A 15,379-nucleotide genomic window follows, 5' to 3' on the forward strand; every position below is an offset into this window, starting at 1 on the left:
TCCTTGCCGCACTACCGATCGAGACGACGATGCAGTTGACGCCCGAGCTTGTAGCCCTGACCATCAGAGACGTCCGTGACGACGGCCCGGAGCCGGGCTGGACGCCGTTATCTGAAACAGAACTTGACGCTCTGGTTGCCGCTATCGAGCGTGAAGCCGATAGCGATCCGATCTGGGTGTTTGCATACGGTTCCCTCATCTGGAATCCTGAGTTCAAGCCAGCCGGCAGGCGACGCGCCACCGCCCATGGCTGGCATCGTTCGTTTTCCCTGAAAATCGAGCGCTGGCGGGCAACGAGCGCGCAGCCAGGTCTGATGATGGCGCTTGAGCGTGGTGGACAGTGCGACGGTGTCATCCTGCAACTCTCGTCCGAGCGGCGGCGTGACGACCTTCGAGCTCTCGTCGCCCGCGAAATCAGGTATCGGGAAGTCATCGACATGGTGCGCTGGGTAAAGGTCAAAACGCCTGACGGCATCCAGAAGGCTCTGACATTCTGGGCGAGCACAAAGCGCGCGGGTCTGACGGCGCCGCTACCGGTGGAAACGACCGCAAAACTGATCGCCAGCGCCTGCGGAGAGGGCGGTTCCTGCGCCCAGTATCTGCACAACACGATCGTCGATCTTCAGGCAGAGGGCATTCGCGATCGAAACCTCTGGCAGTTACAGGCGCGGGTCGCGGCCGAGATCTCCGCACAGCAAGGACGCTGTGGCGGGACAGTCCGGGATATCAATCAAGCATGACCATCTGCGCCGCAACCTGCTCCTCGAAGAATTTGGAGAAGGATGCAATGCGGGGAGGCAGAGCCTGATAGGGCGGGTAGTAGAGGGTCAACCACAGATCGGGTGGAGCCCAGCCCTTGAAGACGTGCACGAGGCGCCCACTCTTGAGGTGTTCCGAGACATGAAAGTTCGGCAGCATGGCAACGCCTGCTCCATCTGCGGCCATGTCGGCCAGAACCTCACCATTATTGGCGCTGAAGGCGCGCCCTGCCGATATCGTCATGCTCGAGCCGCCGTCCGAGAGCACCCAGTTCTCTCGCCGGCTTTCGCCGCTATAGGCGAGGCAATCGTCTGGCGTCAGCTCGTTCGGATGCTGCATCTCGACAAACCGGCTTCCCGGTGCCGCAACCAGAATGCGCGGCACGACGCGGATTTTCCTCCATATCGTGAACTTGTCCGATGGCTGAGACGAGATGCGGATCGCCAGATCGTAGTCATCATCAACGATATTCACCAGTCCGTCGGACAGTGATATCTCGAAGCCCATCTTCGGGTACCGCTCTTTGAAGCCGGAGAGGATCGGTGGGAGCACCGCCTTGCCAAACCACGTCGGCGCACTGATCCTGAGACGCCCTTCGTCGGCTTTGTGAGCGTTCATCACGTCGCGGCGCGCTTCTTCAAGCGTCTTCACCGCCGGCTGAATCTGGGCGGCGAAGATCGCACCGTCTGTTGTCAGCGACACTTGCCGGGTCGTACGGACAAACAGCTGAACGCCGAGTTCGGCTTCAAGTGCCGCAATAGCCCTTGTGACTGCAGCCGGCGTCATGTCGAGTTCGCGGGCAACCTGGGCGAAATTTCGCTTTTCGGCCGCAAGGAGGAAGGTTCGCAGAGCTTTGTAATCGTTCATTGGGATTGTTTCAAAAAGAGCAACGCAGTCGAAATTAATATTGCAATTCTCTGGTGTGATCAATCGGTCTAGATATTCGTCAACAGCCAAACACTAACGGCGACATTGAAAGGCAAGGACATGATCAAGGATATCAAGGGACTGCATCACGTAACCTCAATGGCTTCGGATGCGCGTCAGAACAATCGCTTCTTCACCGACACACTGGGCCTGCGTCGCGTCAAGCAGACCGTTAACTTCGACGACCCGAACGTCTACCACCTTTATTATGGTGACGAGAACGGCTCTGCCGGCACTGTCATGACCTACTTCCCTTTCCCGAACATGATGCTGGGTCGTCCCGGTGTTGGTGAGGTCGGGGAAACCCAGTTCTCCGTGCCAAAGGGCGCATTGAAATTCTGGCAGGATCGGTTTACCGCACACGGTGTCGATGGCTTGAAAACTGACACCGTCTTTGGCGCCAACAGACTTCAATTCATGGGTCCGGACGGCGACAGTCTGGCGCTGATTGAATCTGCCGATGACAACCGCGCGCCGTGGCTGGCGGACGGCATTCCGGGCGATGCAGCTATCCGCGGTTTTGCCGGCGCCCGGTTCAGCCTGCACGATACTGCCGCGACAGAAGAGCTTCTGGGTTTCATGGGGTATCAACGCGCCGAGAAGGAAGGTGACGTGACCCGCTTTATCATTCCCAATGGAAACGGCGCCGATACGATTGATGTCGCAGCACTGCCGAAAACGTCGTTTGCCCGTCAGGGCGCCGGCTCGGTTCACCATATCGCCTTTGCCGTCGAAAACCGCGAAAAGCAACTCGAAGTTCGCAAGGCACTGATGGACACCGGTTATCAGGTTACGCCCGTCATTGACCGCGATTATTTCTGGGCAATCTACTTCCGCACACCAGGCGGCGTGTTGTTCGAGATTGCCACGAACGAGCCGGGGTTTGACCGGGACGAGGACACGGCACATCTGGGCGAGGCGCTTAAGTTGCCGAGCCGGTATGAAGCGTTCCGTGACCAGATCCAGGCAAATCTCGAGCCGCTGACTGCCTAACAACCCCCGCTCACTGGTGTCTGTGGCAACTGATCGGGCTTCTATGGAGAAATGCCAATGGATCAATTGGGAGCAATCAGAGCCTTTGTTCGCGTCGTCGAGGCCGGATCCTTTGCAAAGGCTGCCAGCACGATGGGTGCGCCACGGTCCACCGTGAGCAAGCTTGTTCAGGATCTTGAGGCCAGCTTGAGCCTCAAATTGTTGGAACGAACGACACGTTCACTCACGGTGACACCCGAGGGCGTTGCTTATTACGAGCGCGCCCTCCGGCTGATCGCCGATTTCGATGAAATGAACAACGAGGCGACCCGCGGGCGCCTTGCCACCAGGGGAAAACTTCGTGTTGACGTAGGAGGGACCTTCGCCAATACGATTCTGATCCCTCGGTTGCCAGAGTTTTACGCGCTCTATCCAGAGATCGAGTTGCACCTTGGTGTGACAGAACGTCAGGCCGACATCGTTGAAGAGGGAATAGATTGCGTCATTCGTGCCGGAGATCTGCCCAGCGCATCTCTTGTTGCGAAGAAACTATGCAGCGTCGAGATAGTAACCTGCGCCACCCCGGCGTACCTCGAAAAATACGGCGTGCCAGCTTCGCCATCGGATCTGCAGCGTGATCATGTTTTCGTTCAGTACTTTTTCGCGCGCAGCCTGAAGGCCGCACCAGTGCGATTGATGAATGGTGACGAGAAAATAGAAATCTACAGCCCGATCAAGCTCTCCACCAGTGATGCGACTGCGCATTTGCATGGAATATTGGCGGGGCTGGGTATTGGACAGACATTTGAATTCTTGGCACGCGCCCATATCGCTCGCGGCGCACTGGTCCCCATCCTGCAAGATTGGGCGCCACCACGTTATCCTGTTCACATAGTTAGGCCAGCGGGCCGGTTTCCGAGCGTGAAGTATCGGGTATTTGCAGACTGGGTTGCGGGCGTGTTTTCTGCCTACGATGAGGGCATCGCCACGTCCTGATAGCTTTATCCATATCCATGGATAGTTACTCCACAACGGCGGGCTTCTCCACGTTCTCCTTTGACGATATCCCACGGCTGATGTGAGCCCGTGGCTCTATCCCGAATGGGAGTATGCTTTGACAGGCTTGGCTCCTTGGTCGCACGAACCCACCTGCAATTTGGAATAACGGTTGTTCAGATCAAGTATAAGGCGACGTGATCGCGATATGGGGCGTCAATGCCAACGGTGACCCGCCATCTTGTCGCGTCAATACTCAACGGCAGACTGCCAAGGATTACGCGGCTCACACACCGCGCAACCGTTGTTCACTGGCAGTGCCGCGCAGAGCAAATTCAGCCAAATCGCTTTCCACCGAGCAGCGAAACCAAGGACGCTGCAGAGGTCTTCAAGGCCGACTCTGCGCATCAAATTTCCTTCAGAAGTTTTCGGAACGCGTGGCCGCGTATCGCTGCCCCGTGCGAAGTCCGCAGCTCAGCCGAATCGAGAGATTATTATTGCGATAAAAGCAATTCATTCCCAATTAATATTGCAATTCTACGGGGTCGCAAGTCGCGCTACCTTTTCTTTCAGCAGCCGAGGCAGCAAGCGAAAGAAAGCATCGGTTTCAACCTCCCGACGGTCTTGGAAGCTGTGTCCCAGGGCACGGCATCCGTCCGAAAGGTCCTGCTCATTTCATCACCGGCCGCATTCGCGGTCCAAAACAACCGAAGAGGAATTGACATGTCCAAGCTTGAAGTTCTTACCCCCGCCAACAGCCAGCTCATTTTCATCGATCAGCAGCCGCAGATGGCATTCGGCGTTCAGTCTATCGACCGCCAGACCCTGAAGAACAACGTCGTTGGCTTGGCCAAGGCTGCTAAGATTTTCAACGTGCCAACCACGATTACCACGGTTGAGACCGAGAGCTTCTCCGGCAACACCTTCCCCGAACTTTTGGCCGTCTATCCGCAGAATGACATCCTTGAACGCACCTCGATGAACTCCTGGGATGATCAGAACGTACGCGATGCGCTGGCAAAGAATGCTGCAAACGGCCGCAAGAAGATTGTCGTCTCCGGTCTGTGGACCGAAGTCTGCAACACGACCTTTGCACTCTCTGCTTTGCATGACGTTCCGGAGTACGAAATCTACATGGTCGCCGACGCTTCCGGCGGCACCTCTTCCGATGCGCACAAATATGCAATGGACCGCATGGTGCAGGCTGGCGTCATACCTGTCACCTGGCAGCAGGTCTTGCTCGAATGGCAGCGCGACTGGGCTCGCAAGGAAACCTACGATGCGGTCACCACACTGGTGAAGGAGCATTCCGGCGCTTACGGCATGGGCATCGATTACGCGGTCACTCACGTCCACGGCGGTGCCGAACGCGTCAGCCATGGCAAGCGCATCGGCCCGAACCCCGCGAAGTAAGCCAGATCAACCGCTCCGGTGATGCATCGGAGCGGTTGTCCGTTTTAACGAGGATGACTCTCATGAAAATCTATCTTCTGTCTCTTGGCGCGGGTCTGCTGGTCGGCATCGTCTACAGCCTGCTCAACGTGCGTTCGCCTGCTCCGCCGGTTATCGCGCTTGTCGGCCTGCTCGGCATTCTCGTCGGTGAGCAGATCATCCCGCTCGCCAAATCGCTCTGGAGCAAGGAGCCGGCAGCGGTTTCCTGGCTCCAGCAGGTGAAGCCGCACATGTTCGGTCACATGCCGAAGGGCGGAAATTCTCCGGAGATTGCCCATCGTTCGCAAACCAATTTGGAGGAGCGGAGCTGATGACGACGCGCCGAACCTTCCTTGGAGCGGCCTCGAGCCTGGCGTTTTCGAACCTCTTCTCAAAGGCCAATGCCGCCGATCCCAACCAGACCGGAATAGATACCATGCACCCAGACTTGATCCTCCATAACGGTCGTTTCACGACCCTTGACCGCACCAATCCAAACGCGACCGCGGTCGCCATCAAGGATGGACTGTTTCTTGAAGTCGGTTCAGACAGCGAGGTCATGTCCCTTGCTGGTTCCAACACCAGGATCGTCGATCTCAAGGGCAAGCGCGTTCTGCCCGGCCTCATCGATAACCACACCCACGTTGTGCGTGGCGGGTTAAACTACAATATGGAATTGCGCTGGGACGGCGTGCGCTCGCTGGCAGATGCAATGGACATGCTCAAGCGCCAGGTGGCGATAACGCCAGCCCCGCAATGGGTGCGTGTTGTCGGCGGGTTCACCGAACACCAGTTTGCGGAGAAGCGTCTGCCGACGATCGAGGAGATCAACGCGGTCGCGCCAGATACCCCAGTATTTCTGCTGCACCTCTATGACCGCGCGCTCTTGAACGGTGCTGCACTGCGCGCCGTCGGTTACACCCGCGATACGCCCAATCCACCCGGTGGCGAAATCACCCGTGATGCCAACGGCAATCCGACTGGTCTGTTGCTGGCCAAGCCTAATGCCGGCATTCTCTATTCCACCCTTGCCAAGGGACCCAAACTGCCTCTCGACTATCAGGTCAACTCCACCCGCCATTTCATGCGTGAGCTCAATCGTCTTGGCGTAACGGGTGTAATTGATGCAGGCGGTGGCTTCCAGAACTACCCTGATGACTACGAGGTCATTCAAAAACTCTCTGACGAGAACCAGATGACGGTGCGTCTGGCCTATAATCTCTTTACCCAGAAGCCCAAGGAAGAAAAGCAAGACTTTCTCAACTGGACGTCTTCGGTCAAATACAAGCAGGGCAACGACTATTTCCGTCACAACGGTGCCGGCGAAATGCTGGTCTTCTCCGCGGCGGACTTCGAGGACTTTCGCCAGCCACGTCCGGAAATGGCGCCGGAAATGGAAGGCGAACTCGAAGAAGTGGTGCGCGTTCTGGCCGAGAACCGTTGGCCATGGCGCATGCACGCCACGTATGACGAGACAATCTCCCGTTCGCTTGATGTCTTCGAGAAGGTCAACAAGGACATTCCGCTTGAAGGTTTGAACTGGTTCTTCGACCATGCCGAAACCATCTCGGACCGGTCCATCGACCGCATTGCGGCCCTTGGTGGCGGCATCGCAACCCAGCATCGCATGGCCTATCAGGGCGAATATTTTGTCGAGCGATATGGCCAAGGCGTTGCCGAAGCGACCCCACCGATCCGAAAGATGCTCGACAAGGGCGTCAACGTTTCTGCCGGCACGGATGCGACCCGCGTCGCCTCCTACAATCCCTGGGTCTCGCTGTCCTGGATGGTGACCGGCAAGACGGTTGGTGGCATGCAACTCTATCCGCGAGCCAACTGCCTTGATCGCGAGACGGCTCTGCGGATGTGGACTGAAAAAGTCACATGGTTTTCGAATGAAGAAGGAAAGAAAGGCCGTATCGAGAAAGGCCAGTTCGCCGACCTTGTCGTTCCCGACAAGGACTTCTTCTCCTGCGCCGAAGACGAGATCTCGTTCCTGGTATCGGAGCTGACCATGGTTGGCGGCAAAATCGTCTATGGAGCGGGTGACTTCAAAACGCTCGACGAGAACGACGTGCCGCCTGCAATGCCCGACTGGTCTCCAGTCCGCAAGTTCGGCGGATATGCGGCATGGGGCGAGCCGGAAGGTGCTGGCGCGCGGTCTCTAAGGCGCACGGCTATCTCGACCTGTGGCTGCGCCAGCGATTGCGGCGTGCATGGTCACGACCATGCGGGAGCCTGGACCTCGAAACTTCCGATCGCCGACCTCAAGGGTTTCTTCGGCGCTCTTGGCTGCTCTTGCTGGGCAGTCTGATCGTGCCCTCGCTTGGGCGACTTCTGTTCGCCCAAGCGATCCGACCCTATAATTGCAATATTGGCAATTAAATCGAAATTATTGCTGCAATTGTTGGCAGAGCGATCACCGGCCAATATCGCTCCATCAAACGCGGCCGCTCGATCACGTCAGCGACCAAAAAGGAGCAGGATATGACCTACCAATCCCCTATATCGAATTCGGCCTTGAGCGGACTTGCACGCGTCGTCGGCTCTCCCATTACGAGAACTGTATCGCTGCTTGCTCTCTGCGCTGCCTACATCCAGGGTCCACTCACCAAGATTTTCGATTTCAATGGCGCGCTTGCTGAGATGAATCATTTCGGTCTGCGCCCTGCTGCTCTCTTTGCCGTCGTCGTCATCGTGTTCGAGCTTACGGCCTCCGCGATGGTGGTCTCGGGCTTCCTGCGCTGGGCAGGCGCGCTCGCACTTGCAGGCTTTACGCTTCTCGCAACGTTCATTGCTCTTCGCTTCTGGGAAATGGCGCCCGGCATGGACCGCATGATGGCAACGAACGCCTTCTTCGAACACGTCGGTCTGGCCGGTGCATTCATCTTCGTTGCAGCGGCCGACCTTGCAAAGGGAGCGGGTAAATGAGCGCCGCGAAAACATCCGGGGGCACTTTTGCTCCTCTCGCACAGTCCGTCTTCGCGGTCCTGTGGATTGCAACGGTTCTCGGCAATACCGGAAGCTTCATGCGCGATGTCGCAAGCTCATGGCTGATGACGGACCTCTCGGCATCGCCTGCTGCAGTCGCCATGGTTCAGGCGGCCGGAACATTGCCGATCTTCCTGCTTGCCATTCCGGCAGGCGTTCTCACCGACATTCTGGATCGCCGCAAGTTCCTGATTGCGGTCCAGCTCCTGCTGGCCTCCGTAAGTATCTCGCTGATGGTCCTCTCGCAGACAGGCATGCTTTCCGTGAGCGCACTGATCGGCCTGACCTTCCTCGGCGGCGTTGGTGCCGCATTGATGGGCCCGACCTGGCAGGCGATTGTTCCTGAACTGGTGAAACGCGAGGACGTGAAGAGCGCTGTCGCTCTCAACTCCCTCGGCATCAATATCGCTCGTTCCATCGGCCCAGCTGCTGGCGGTTTGCTTCTGGCAGCGTTCGGGGCGGGGATCACCTATGGCGCAGACGTTGCAAGCTACATCTTCGTTATCGCGGCTCTGGTGTGGTGGCCACGTGCCAAAAACGCCAACGACGCTCTACAAGAGAACTTCTTCGGCGCGTTCAGGGCTGGCCTACGTTACACTCGCTCAAGCCGCCCCCTGCATGTCGTCCTTCTTCGTGCCGCCATCTTCTTCGCATTCGCCAGTGCCGTCTGGGCACTTCTTCCGCTGGTTGCCCGTCAACTGCTGGGTGGTGATGCCAGCTTCTACGGTATCCTGCTTGGTGCGGTCGGCGCCGGTGCGATCGGTGGAGCATTGGTCATGCCGAGGCTACGCGAACGCCTGAGCTCGGATGGTCTGCTTCTTGGCGCAGCGGTGATCACCGCAGTTGTCATGGGTGTCCTTTCGCTCGCCCCGCCGAAGATCGTCGCCATTATCGCTCTTCTGTTCCTCGGTGGTGCTTGGATCACCGCCCTTACGACCCTGAACGGCGCAGCCCAGGCTGTTCTGCCCAATTGGGTGCGTGGGCGTGGCCTCGCTGTCTATCTGACCGTATTCAACGGAGCCATGACGGCGGGCAGCCTCGGCTGGGGTGCTGTGGGCGAAGCCGTTGGAATTCAGACGACATTGCTTATCGGTGCAGCTGGCTTGCTCGTTGCAGGGTTCATCATGCACCGCGTAAAGCTCCCGGCTGGTGACGCCGACATGGTGCCGTCCAACCACTGGCCGGAACCGCTGGTCGCCGAGCCTGTTGCTCATGACCGTGGTCCTGTCCTGATCCTCATCGAGTACAAGGTCGAGAAACAGCATCGTTCAGCCTTCCTGCGTGCTCTCGACCACCTGTCTCAAGAACGCCGCCGCGATGGTGCCTATGGGTGGGGTGTGACGGAAGATTCCGCCGATCCGGAAAAGATCGTCGAGTGGTTCATGGTGGAATCCTGGGCTGAGCACCTCCGCCAGCACAAGCGGGTTTCCAACGCCGATGCAGACGTGCAGGGAAAGGTTCTGACCTACCATGTTGGTCCGGACAAACCCGTCGTTCGTCACTTCCTGACGATCAATCGGCCAGGGGCGGCGTAAATATTCCATAAAAAGGGCGGCTCTGGCCGCCCTTTTTTATGCCATTTGACGCAGGAAACTTGGAGCCGACTAAACTTTTCTCATTCATCCGTTGTCGTGATAAGGTACCAGATGGATGTCGGCCATCATGCAAGCGGCATCTCAAAACACGAGCGCTATCGCGCCAATCGATTTGGTTTTCTCGCCCATCCTCCCCGCCAGAAAAGCCTGACCAAACGGCGCATATACGGATCGATTAACCGGCTCCTGCTGCATTCGAAGCGAAAAAGCCGCAATCCAGCTTTACAACTGTCTGAAAGACGTGGAGGAGCGTGGCACCGTGAAACATCCTATCCCAGCGCTGTTTGTATGTATGGCGTCGCTCGTCGCCTCAACCGCCCCCGTTTTCGCAAATTGCTTTTCTCTGGTTGGGCGGCCTGAATGGCCGCTCATTGCAGGGGCAGTTTCCTCAGCACAGGTTTGTGAGCAGCTCCCAGCCGGGCCCAACCAAACTCGCAGTTTCCGCGTGCAATCCGCAGAACTTTGCCGTGGCGTGGATCAAAACTCCACTCTCAGAGCTACGGCCATAGTTACTTGCGAAAGCCCTCCCGACGCGCTTTTCGAGATGCCACCGATGCAGTCGGAGATTGCGGTGATCGTTTCAGTCAACGAAAGAGCATGCAAAATCACCGATGCTCAAATTCAGATCGGCGGTGAGCTGGGAAGCCTGCTGCCCGGCACGGTGGATGCCAGCGAACTCGCGAGGCGCTGGACGGGGTCGCAATTGTCGCAACTCTGCCAGATGCGTTAGTTTTATGAGCGCGTGGTCTACTCCATCTCTCGAAAGACGGCCTGGGTGACAGTGGGCGGCTGACGGTGGCTGCCCCATGGATCGCGTATGCCGATTTATGAGCCTCGCTAATAAGTGTTAGCGAAAAGGCGCATCTAATCATCTTCTTTTGCTTCCCTATGTTGAGATATGGCGTTTCTCCGAGTGCGCCAGGCCATCAACAACGAATGGAGCTGGAGATGAGAGATCACTCACATTTGGAACTTTCGCGGCGGGACTTACTTGTTTCCTCGGCGGCGGCAATTGCTGTCACGGGAGTTGCGGCAAAAGGAGCCGCAGCACAGTCCTCGGGGGAAGAAATGAATTTCAAGACAAGTGTTTCCTTCAAAGTGAACGGCGAGATGCATGATCTCGAACTCGACAATCGCACGAGCTTGCTCGACGCCTTGCGCGAGCACCTTCATCTAACCGGCACAAAGAAAGGCTGCGATCACGGACAGTGCGGCGCTTGTACCGTGATGGTGGATGGACGCCGGATCAATTCGTGCCTGACGTTGGCTGTGATGCACGACGGTGACGAGGTCACCACCATCGAGGGCCTCGGACAGCCTGGAAACCTGCATCCCATGCAAGCCGCGTTCATCAAACACGACGGTTTTCAGTGTGGTTACTGTACTCCCGGACAAATCTGTTCCTCCGTGGCGGTCTTGGAGGAAATTAAGTCGAATATCCCAAGCCACGCCACTGCAGACATTTCCGCAAAGGTGGAAGTCACCGCGGCAGAAGTTCGGGAACGAATGAGCGGAAACATCTGTCGATGCGGCGCCTACTCGAACATTCTCGATGCAATTGCCGAAGTCGGGGGGATCGAAGCATGAGAGCCTTCACATACGAGCGAGCCACAACGGCTCACGCGGCAGCGAAAGCGGCAGCAGCCAATCCGGAAGCCAAATTCATCGCCGGCGGGACAAATATCCTGGACTTGATGAAGCTGGAGATCGAGCACCCGGCGCATCTCATCGACATCAACGGAGTTGGTCTCGACAAGATCGAAACCACCTCTGATGGCGGTCTGCGCATAGGGGCTCTGGTCCGCAATACCGATCTGGCAAGCGACGAGACTGTCCGTCGCGACTATGGTTTGCTTACCCGCGCCCTGGTCGCCGGGGCGTCTGGTCAACTGCGAAACAAGGCCACCACCGCGGGCAATCTCCTACAGCGCACGCGCTGTCCGTATTTCTATGACACCAACCAACCGTGCAACAAGCGGCAGCCGGGAAGCGGATGTTCGGCCCTTGGCGGTTTTTCGCGACAGCATGCAGTCGTTGGAAGCAGCGAATCCTGTATCGCCACTCATCCCAGCGACATGGCTGTTGCGATGAGGGCGCTCGACGCAACCGTCGAAACGGTCAATGGCGACGGCCGTAGCCGCGCAATCCCGATCGCAGACTTTCACAGGCTTCCCGGCGATACCCCACACATCGAGACGGTCCTGGAGCCGGGCGAGTTCATAACTGCGGTCACGCTGCCGAAGCCAATTGGGGGCAAGCATATCTATCGCAAGGTGCGCGATCGGGCCTCCTACGCGTTTGCGCTCGTATCCGTCGCTGCGGTGATCCAGCCGGATGGCACCGGCCGCGTGGCTGTCGGTGGCGTCGCTCACAAACCCTGGCGAACAGGCTCAGGTGACCGGGAGCTGAAGAGCGGTGCAAAAGCCGCAAGCGCGGCACTTCTCGGCGACGCTCGCCCGACGGAGCAAAATCGCTTCAAGATAACCCTCGTGGAACGAACGATCGGTGCGGTGATCGCAGAGGCAAGGGGATAACGACCATGAAATTCGACACACCTGCAATCAACAATCCCATCGACCGGATGAAAGTCGTCGGTCAGCCTATCCCACGCATTGACGGCCAAGAGAAAACGACGGGCCGAGCAATGTATGCCTACGAATGGCACGATCCGAATATTCCTTACGCCTACGGGTATCCGGTCGGTGCCGCGATTGCGAAGGGCCGTATCCGGTCGATATCGACCGACGCCGCAAAGCGGTCCCCCGGCGTTTTGACGGTTGTCACCACCTTGGACGTGGGCAAGCGCGAGAAGGGTAAATTCAACACAGCCAATCTTTTTGGTGGCGATGAAGTCCAGCACTATCACCAGGCGGTGGCAGTGGTCGTCGCAGAAACCTTCGAGCAGGCGCGCGCCGCAGCTTCGCTTGTGACAGTAGAATATGAAACTGCGCCCGGGAGCTTCGATCTCAAGAAGGCCAAGGACAGTGCGGTCAAGCCCGACGAGAAGCAGCAGCCCGACACGGCAGTCGGTGACTTCGAGGGAGCCTTCAAGAGCGCACCGGTCACTCTCGACGAAAGTTATACCACTCCAGATCAGTCACATTCCATGATGGAGCCCCATGCGTCCATCGCTGCGTGGCATGGCGATAAACTGACCGTTTGGACGTCCAGCCAGATGATTGATTGGTGGCGATCCGATCTGGCGACTACACTTGGTATCGACAAGGACAATATCCATTTGATGTCGCCATTCATAGGCGGGGGTTTCGGGGGTAAGCTTTTCTTGCGGGCCGACGCGGTGCTCGCTGCCTTTGCAGCAAAGGCTACTGGACGTCCGGTCAAGGTTGCGCTTCCCCGTCCGTTCATAGCCAACAACACGACGCATCGGCCGGCGACGATCCAGCGTATTCGCATTGGAGCGACACAGGACGGCAAAATCACCGCGATTGCTCACGAAAGCTGGTCGGGTGACCAGCCTGGGGGCCAGCTGGAAACGGCTGTCAATCAGACACGACTGCTCTACGCGGGTGAGAACCGGATGACTGCCATGAGACTGGCCACGCTTCACTTGCCCGAAGGCAATGCGATGCGGGCGCCCGGCGAAGCGCCGGGGTTGATGGCCCTCGAGATCGCCATAGACGAGATAGCCGAAAAGGTGGGCGTCGATCCGGTCGAGTTTCGGATACTCAACGACACTCAGGTCGATCCTGAGAAGCCCGAGCGCGCTTTTACCCAAAGGAACCTGGTCGGCTGTCTCAAGCTCGGGGCGGAACGGTTTGGCTGGAACCAGCGCGGCAAGCCGGGTTCCCGACGAGAAGGAAACTGGCTTATCGGATCGGGTGTTGCAGCCGCTTTGCGAAACAATCTTCTCCTCCCATCCGCAGCAAGGGTTCGGCTCGGCGTGGACGGTATTGCAACGGTTGAAACCGATATGACCGATATCGGGACCGGCAGCTATACCATCATCGCACAAACAGCAGCTGAGATGTTGGGCCTGCCGGTCGATCGAGTAGCCGTTCAGCTGGGCGATTCCCGCTTTCCGGTTTCGGCGGGGTCGGGCGGGCAGTTCGGCGCGAACTGTTCTACCTCCGGCGTCTACGCAGCCTGCGTGAAGCTTCGTGAGGCGGTGGCGCAGAAACTCGGCTTTAACACTGATGACGTCGTGTTCGAGAACGGACAGGTTCGATCTGGAAACCGTTCGGTAGCGCTTACGGAGGCGGCTGCGCCAAACGGCCTTGTTGGCGAGGATGGAATGGAATGGGGCGATCTTTCCGAAGCCCATCAACAGTCAACGTTCGGTGCCCACTTCGTGGAAGTCGGCGTTGACGTGGCCACGGGTGAAACGCGCATTCGACGCATGCTGGCCGTCTGTGCGGCCGGACGGATCCTGAACCCGATAACAGCGCGCAGCCAGGTGATTGGTGCCATGACAATGGGTGTGGGTGGAGCGCTGTCAGAGGAGTTGGCGGTCGATACGAAGCAAGGCTTCTTCGTCAACCACGATCTGGCTGGCTACGAAGTTCCGGTGCATGCCGACATTCCCCATCAGGAAGTGATTTTCATGGACGAAGCAGACCCCATGTCGTCGCCGATGAAGGCCAAGGGCGTTGGCGAGCTTGGTCTCTGCGGGGTTTCTGCAGCTGTCGCCAACGCAATCTACAATGCCACCGGGGTGAGGGTGCGTCACTATCCTGTGACGCTCGACAAGATCATAGGCGGGCTGCCGGATGTTGCATGACGAAATCGCCGCCCTCACGGATATCTGTCCTCAGGAGGATATCCAAGCTGCGACAAAGCCGACGCCGGTCAGGTCGTTGCTCACCGATGATACGGAAGAAATATTTGGCTTTGCGATAAGGGAGCTTGCAAAGGGCAGGGTGGCACTTGCCACCCTTGTCGAAATTCGCGGGGGAGCGGCGCGCGCGCTTGGCTCCCATGTCGCCGTTGCGGCCGATGGTCGTTTTTGTGGTTATGTGTCTGGGGGCTGCATTGAGGCGGCTGTCGCTTCCGAGGCGCTCGACGCAATGGGCGAGAACAGAGATAGGGAGGTGAAGTTCGGATTAGGCTCCCCCTTTTTCGACATTTCCCTGCCGTGCGGTGGTGGGATTACAGTGTCGATCCACGTGCTGCAAAATACCGAGATGTTGAGCGGCGTTCTTGAACAGCTTCATCAGCGCCGGACCACGGGCCTGTGCTACACGAGGCAGACCCAACAGCTCGAGATCGTCGAACCGCCATCGCGGGCCGGTTGCGCCGACGACCGCTTTTTCACGGTCTATCGGCCGCGCACGCGTGTCGTGATTTCCGGTCAAAGTATAGAGGCCGAGAGGGTCGCTGATATAGCCCAATCCTCCGGCTACGAGGTGGTGGCCTGCACAGCGAACGAAAAAGTTGTGCCCGATATCGATCAGTACACCGCTGTTGTTCTTCTCCATCACGACCTTGATGCGGAGCAGGCCGTTCTGCAAGCCGCGTTACGGTCACCCGCATTCTACATCGGCGCCTTGGGGAGCACCCGTACACACCGTAGACGGGTCGATTTCCTTGTCAGCTCCGGTTTCTCCCGGGCAGATTCTGATCGGATAAGGGCACCGATCGGACTTTTCGGGCCAACCCGCGATGCGAACTCCCTTGCCCTGTCCATCCTTGCCGACATCGCGGCGAGCCGCTTGTCCCTTTATGCGTGAGGTTCGGTGTGGAAGCGGCAG

General features: G+C 58.0%; 15 protein-coding genes. 14 read left to right on the plus strand and 1 reads right to left on the minus strand.

Annotation, left to right across the window (positions count from 1 at the left end; translation table 11 throughout):
* Window positions 1-29: 29 nt before the first annotated feature.
* Window positions 30-740 (plus strand): gamma-glutamylcyclotransferase, encoded by a 711-nt coding sequence (locus RBH71_RS10070; RefSeq protein WP_025595163.1) that lies wholly within the window; start codon window positions 30-32, stop codon window positions 738-740.
* Here RBH71_RS10070 and RBH71_RS10075 read toward each other — a convergent pair.
* Window positions 727-1,626, minus strand: coding sequence for a LysR family transcriptional regulator (locus RBH71_RS10075; RefSeq protein ID WP_003519235.1), 900 nt, complete (start codon window positions 1,624-1,626; stop codon window positions 727-729). The genes RBH71_RS10070 and RBH71_RS10075 overlap by 14 nt on opposite strands.
* Window positions 1,627-1,746: 120 nt before the next feature.
* Here RBH71_RS10075 and RBH71_RS10080 point away from each other — a divergent pair, with 120 nt between their 5' ends.
* The 13 genes from RBH71_RS10080 to RBH71_RS10140 all read left to right on the plus strand — a co-directional run bounded on the left by RBH71_RS10080 (window position 1,747) and on the right by RBH71_RS10140 (window position 15,358).
* On the plus strand, window positions 1,747-2,679 hold the full coding sequence (locus RBH71_RS10080; RefSeq protein WP_003519234.1) for a VOC family protein: 933 nt from the start codon (window positions 1,747-1,749) through the stop codon (window positions 2,677-2,679).
* A 57-nt stretch (window positions 2,680-2,736) separates the two neighbouring features.
* On the plus strand, window positions 2,737-3,654 hold the full coding sequence (locus tag RBH71_RS10085) for a LysR family transcriptional regulator (RefSeq protein WP_003519232.1): 918 nt from the start codon (window positions 2,737-2,739) through the stop codon (window positions 3,652-3,654).
* A 723-nt stretch (window positions 3,655-4,377) separates the two neighbouring features.
* A complete protein-coding gene (locus tag RBH71_RS10090; protein WP_013762171.1) occupies window positions 4,378-5,067 on the plus strand; it encodes a hydrolase in 690 nt (229 codons plus the stop codon).
* Between the two features lie 62 nt (window positions 5,068-5,129).
* On the plus strand, window positions 5,130-5,417 hold the full coding sequence (locus RBH71_RS10095) for a XapX domain-containing protein (RefSeq protein WP_003519470.1): 288 nt from the start codon (window positions 5,130-5,132) through the stop codon (window positions 5,415-5,417).
* Complete coding sequence (locus tag RBH71_RS10100; protein WP_013762172.1) at window positions 5,417-7,399, plus strand: amidohydrolase; 1,983 nt, start codon at window positions 5,417-5,419, stop codon at window positions 7,397-7,399. Before RBH71_RS10095 ends, RBH71_RS10100 begins: the two co-directional genes overlap by 1 nt.
* A 173-nt stretch (window positions 7,400-7,572) precedes the next feature.
* The gene (locus RBH71_RS10105; RefSeq protein ID WP_003519413.1) at window positions 7,573-8,016 is read left to right on the plus strand and encodes a DoxX family protein; all 444 of its coding nucleotides are present in this window, start codon (window positions 7,573-7,575) and stop codon (window positions 8,014-8,016) included.
* Window positions 8,013-9,611 carry an MFS transporter gene (locus tag RBH71_RS10110; RefSeq protein ID WP_111800925.1) on the plus strand — a complete coding sequence of 533 codons (1,599 nt, stop codon included), beginning with the start codon at window positions 8,013-8,015 and terminating at the stop codon, window positions 9,609-9,611. Before RBH71_RS10105 ends, RBH71_RS10110 begins: the two co-directional genes overlap by 4 nt.
* Window positions 9,612-9,722: 111 nt before the next feature.
* On the plus strand, window positions 9,723-10,031 hold the full coding sequence (locus RBH71_RS10115; protein ID WP_141566664.1) for a hypothetical protein: 309 nt from the start codon (window positions 9,723-9,725) through the stop codon (window positions 10,029-10,031).
* Window positions 10,032-10,224: 193 nt separating this feature from the next.
* Window positions 10,225-10,401, plus strand: coding sequence for a hypothetical protein (locus tag RBH71_RS10120; RefSeq protein ID WP_003518350.1), 177 nt, complete (start codon window positions 10,225-10,227; stop codon window positions 10,399-10,401).
* Window positions 10,402-10,619: 218 nt separating this feature from the next.
* The gene (gene paoA, locus RBH71_RS10125; protein WP_003518348.1) at window positions 10,620-11,258 is read left to right on the plus strand and encodes an aldehyde dehydrogenase iron-sulfur subunit PaoA; all 639 of its coding nucleotides are present in this window, start codon (window positions 10,620-10,622) and stop codon (window positions 11,256-11,258) included.
* Window positions 11,255-12,205 carry an FAD binding domain-containing protein gene (locus tag RBH71_RS10130; protein ID WP_111800924.1) on the plus strand — a complete coding sequence of 317 codons (951 nt, stop codon included), beginning with the start codon at window positions 11,255-11,257 and terminating at the stop codon, window positions 12,203-12,205. The genes paoA and RBH71_RS10130 overlap by 4 nt, the downstream gene beginning before the upstream one ends.
* A gap of 5 nt (window positions 12,206-12,210) precedes the next feature.
* Window positions 12,211-14,409 (plus strand): aldehyde oxidoreductase molybdenum-binding subunit PaoC, encoded by a 2,199-nt coding sequence (gene paoC, locus RBH71_RS10135; RefSeq protein ID WP_003518345.1) that lies wholly within the window; start codon window positions 12,211-12,213, stop codon window positions 14,407-14,409.
* Window positions 14,399-15,358, plus strand: a complete 960-nt coding sequence (locus tag RBH71_RS10140) for an XdhC family protein (protein WP_323687268.1) — start codon at window positions 14,399-14,401, stop codon at window positions 15,356-15,358. The genes paoC and RBH71_RS10140 overlap by 11 nt, the downstream gene beginning before the upstream one ends.
* Window positions 15,359-15,379 lie beyond the last annotated feature (21 nt).

Source organism: Rhizobium sp. AN68 (genome assembly GCF_030758035.1).
Classification (GTDB): Bacteria; Pseudomonadota; Alphaproteobacteria; order Rhizobiales; family Rhizobiaceae; genus Agrobacterium; species Agrobacterium tumefaciens.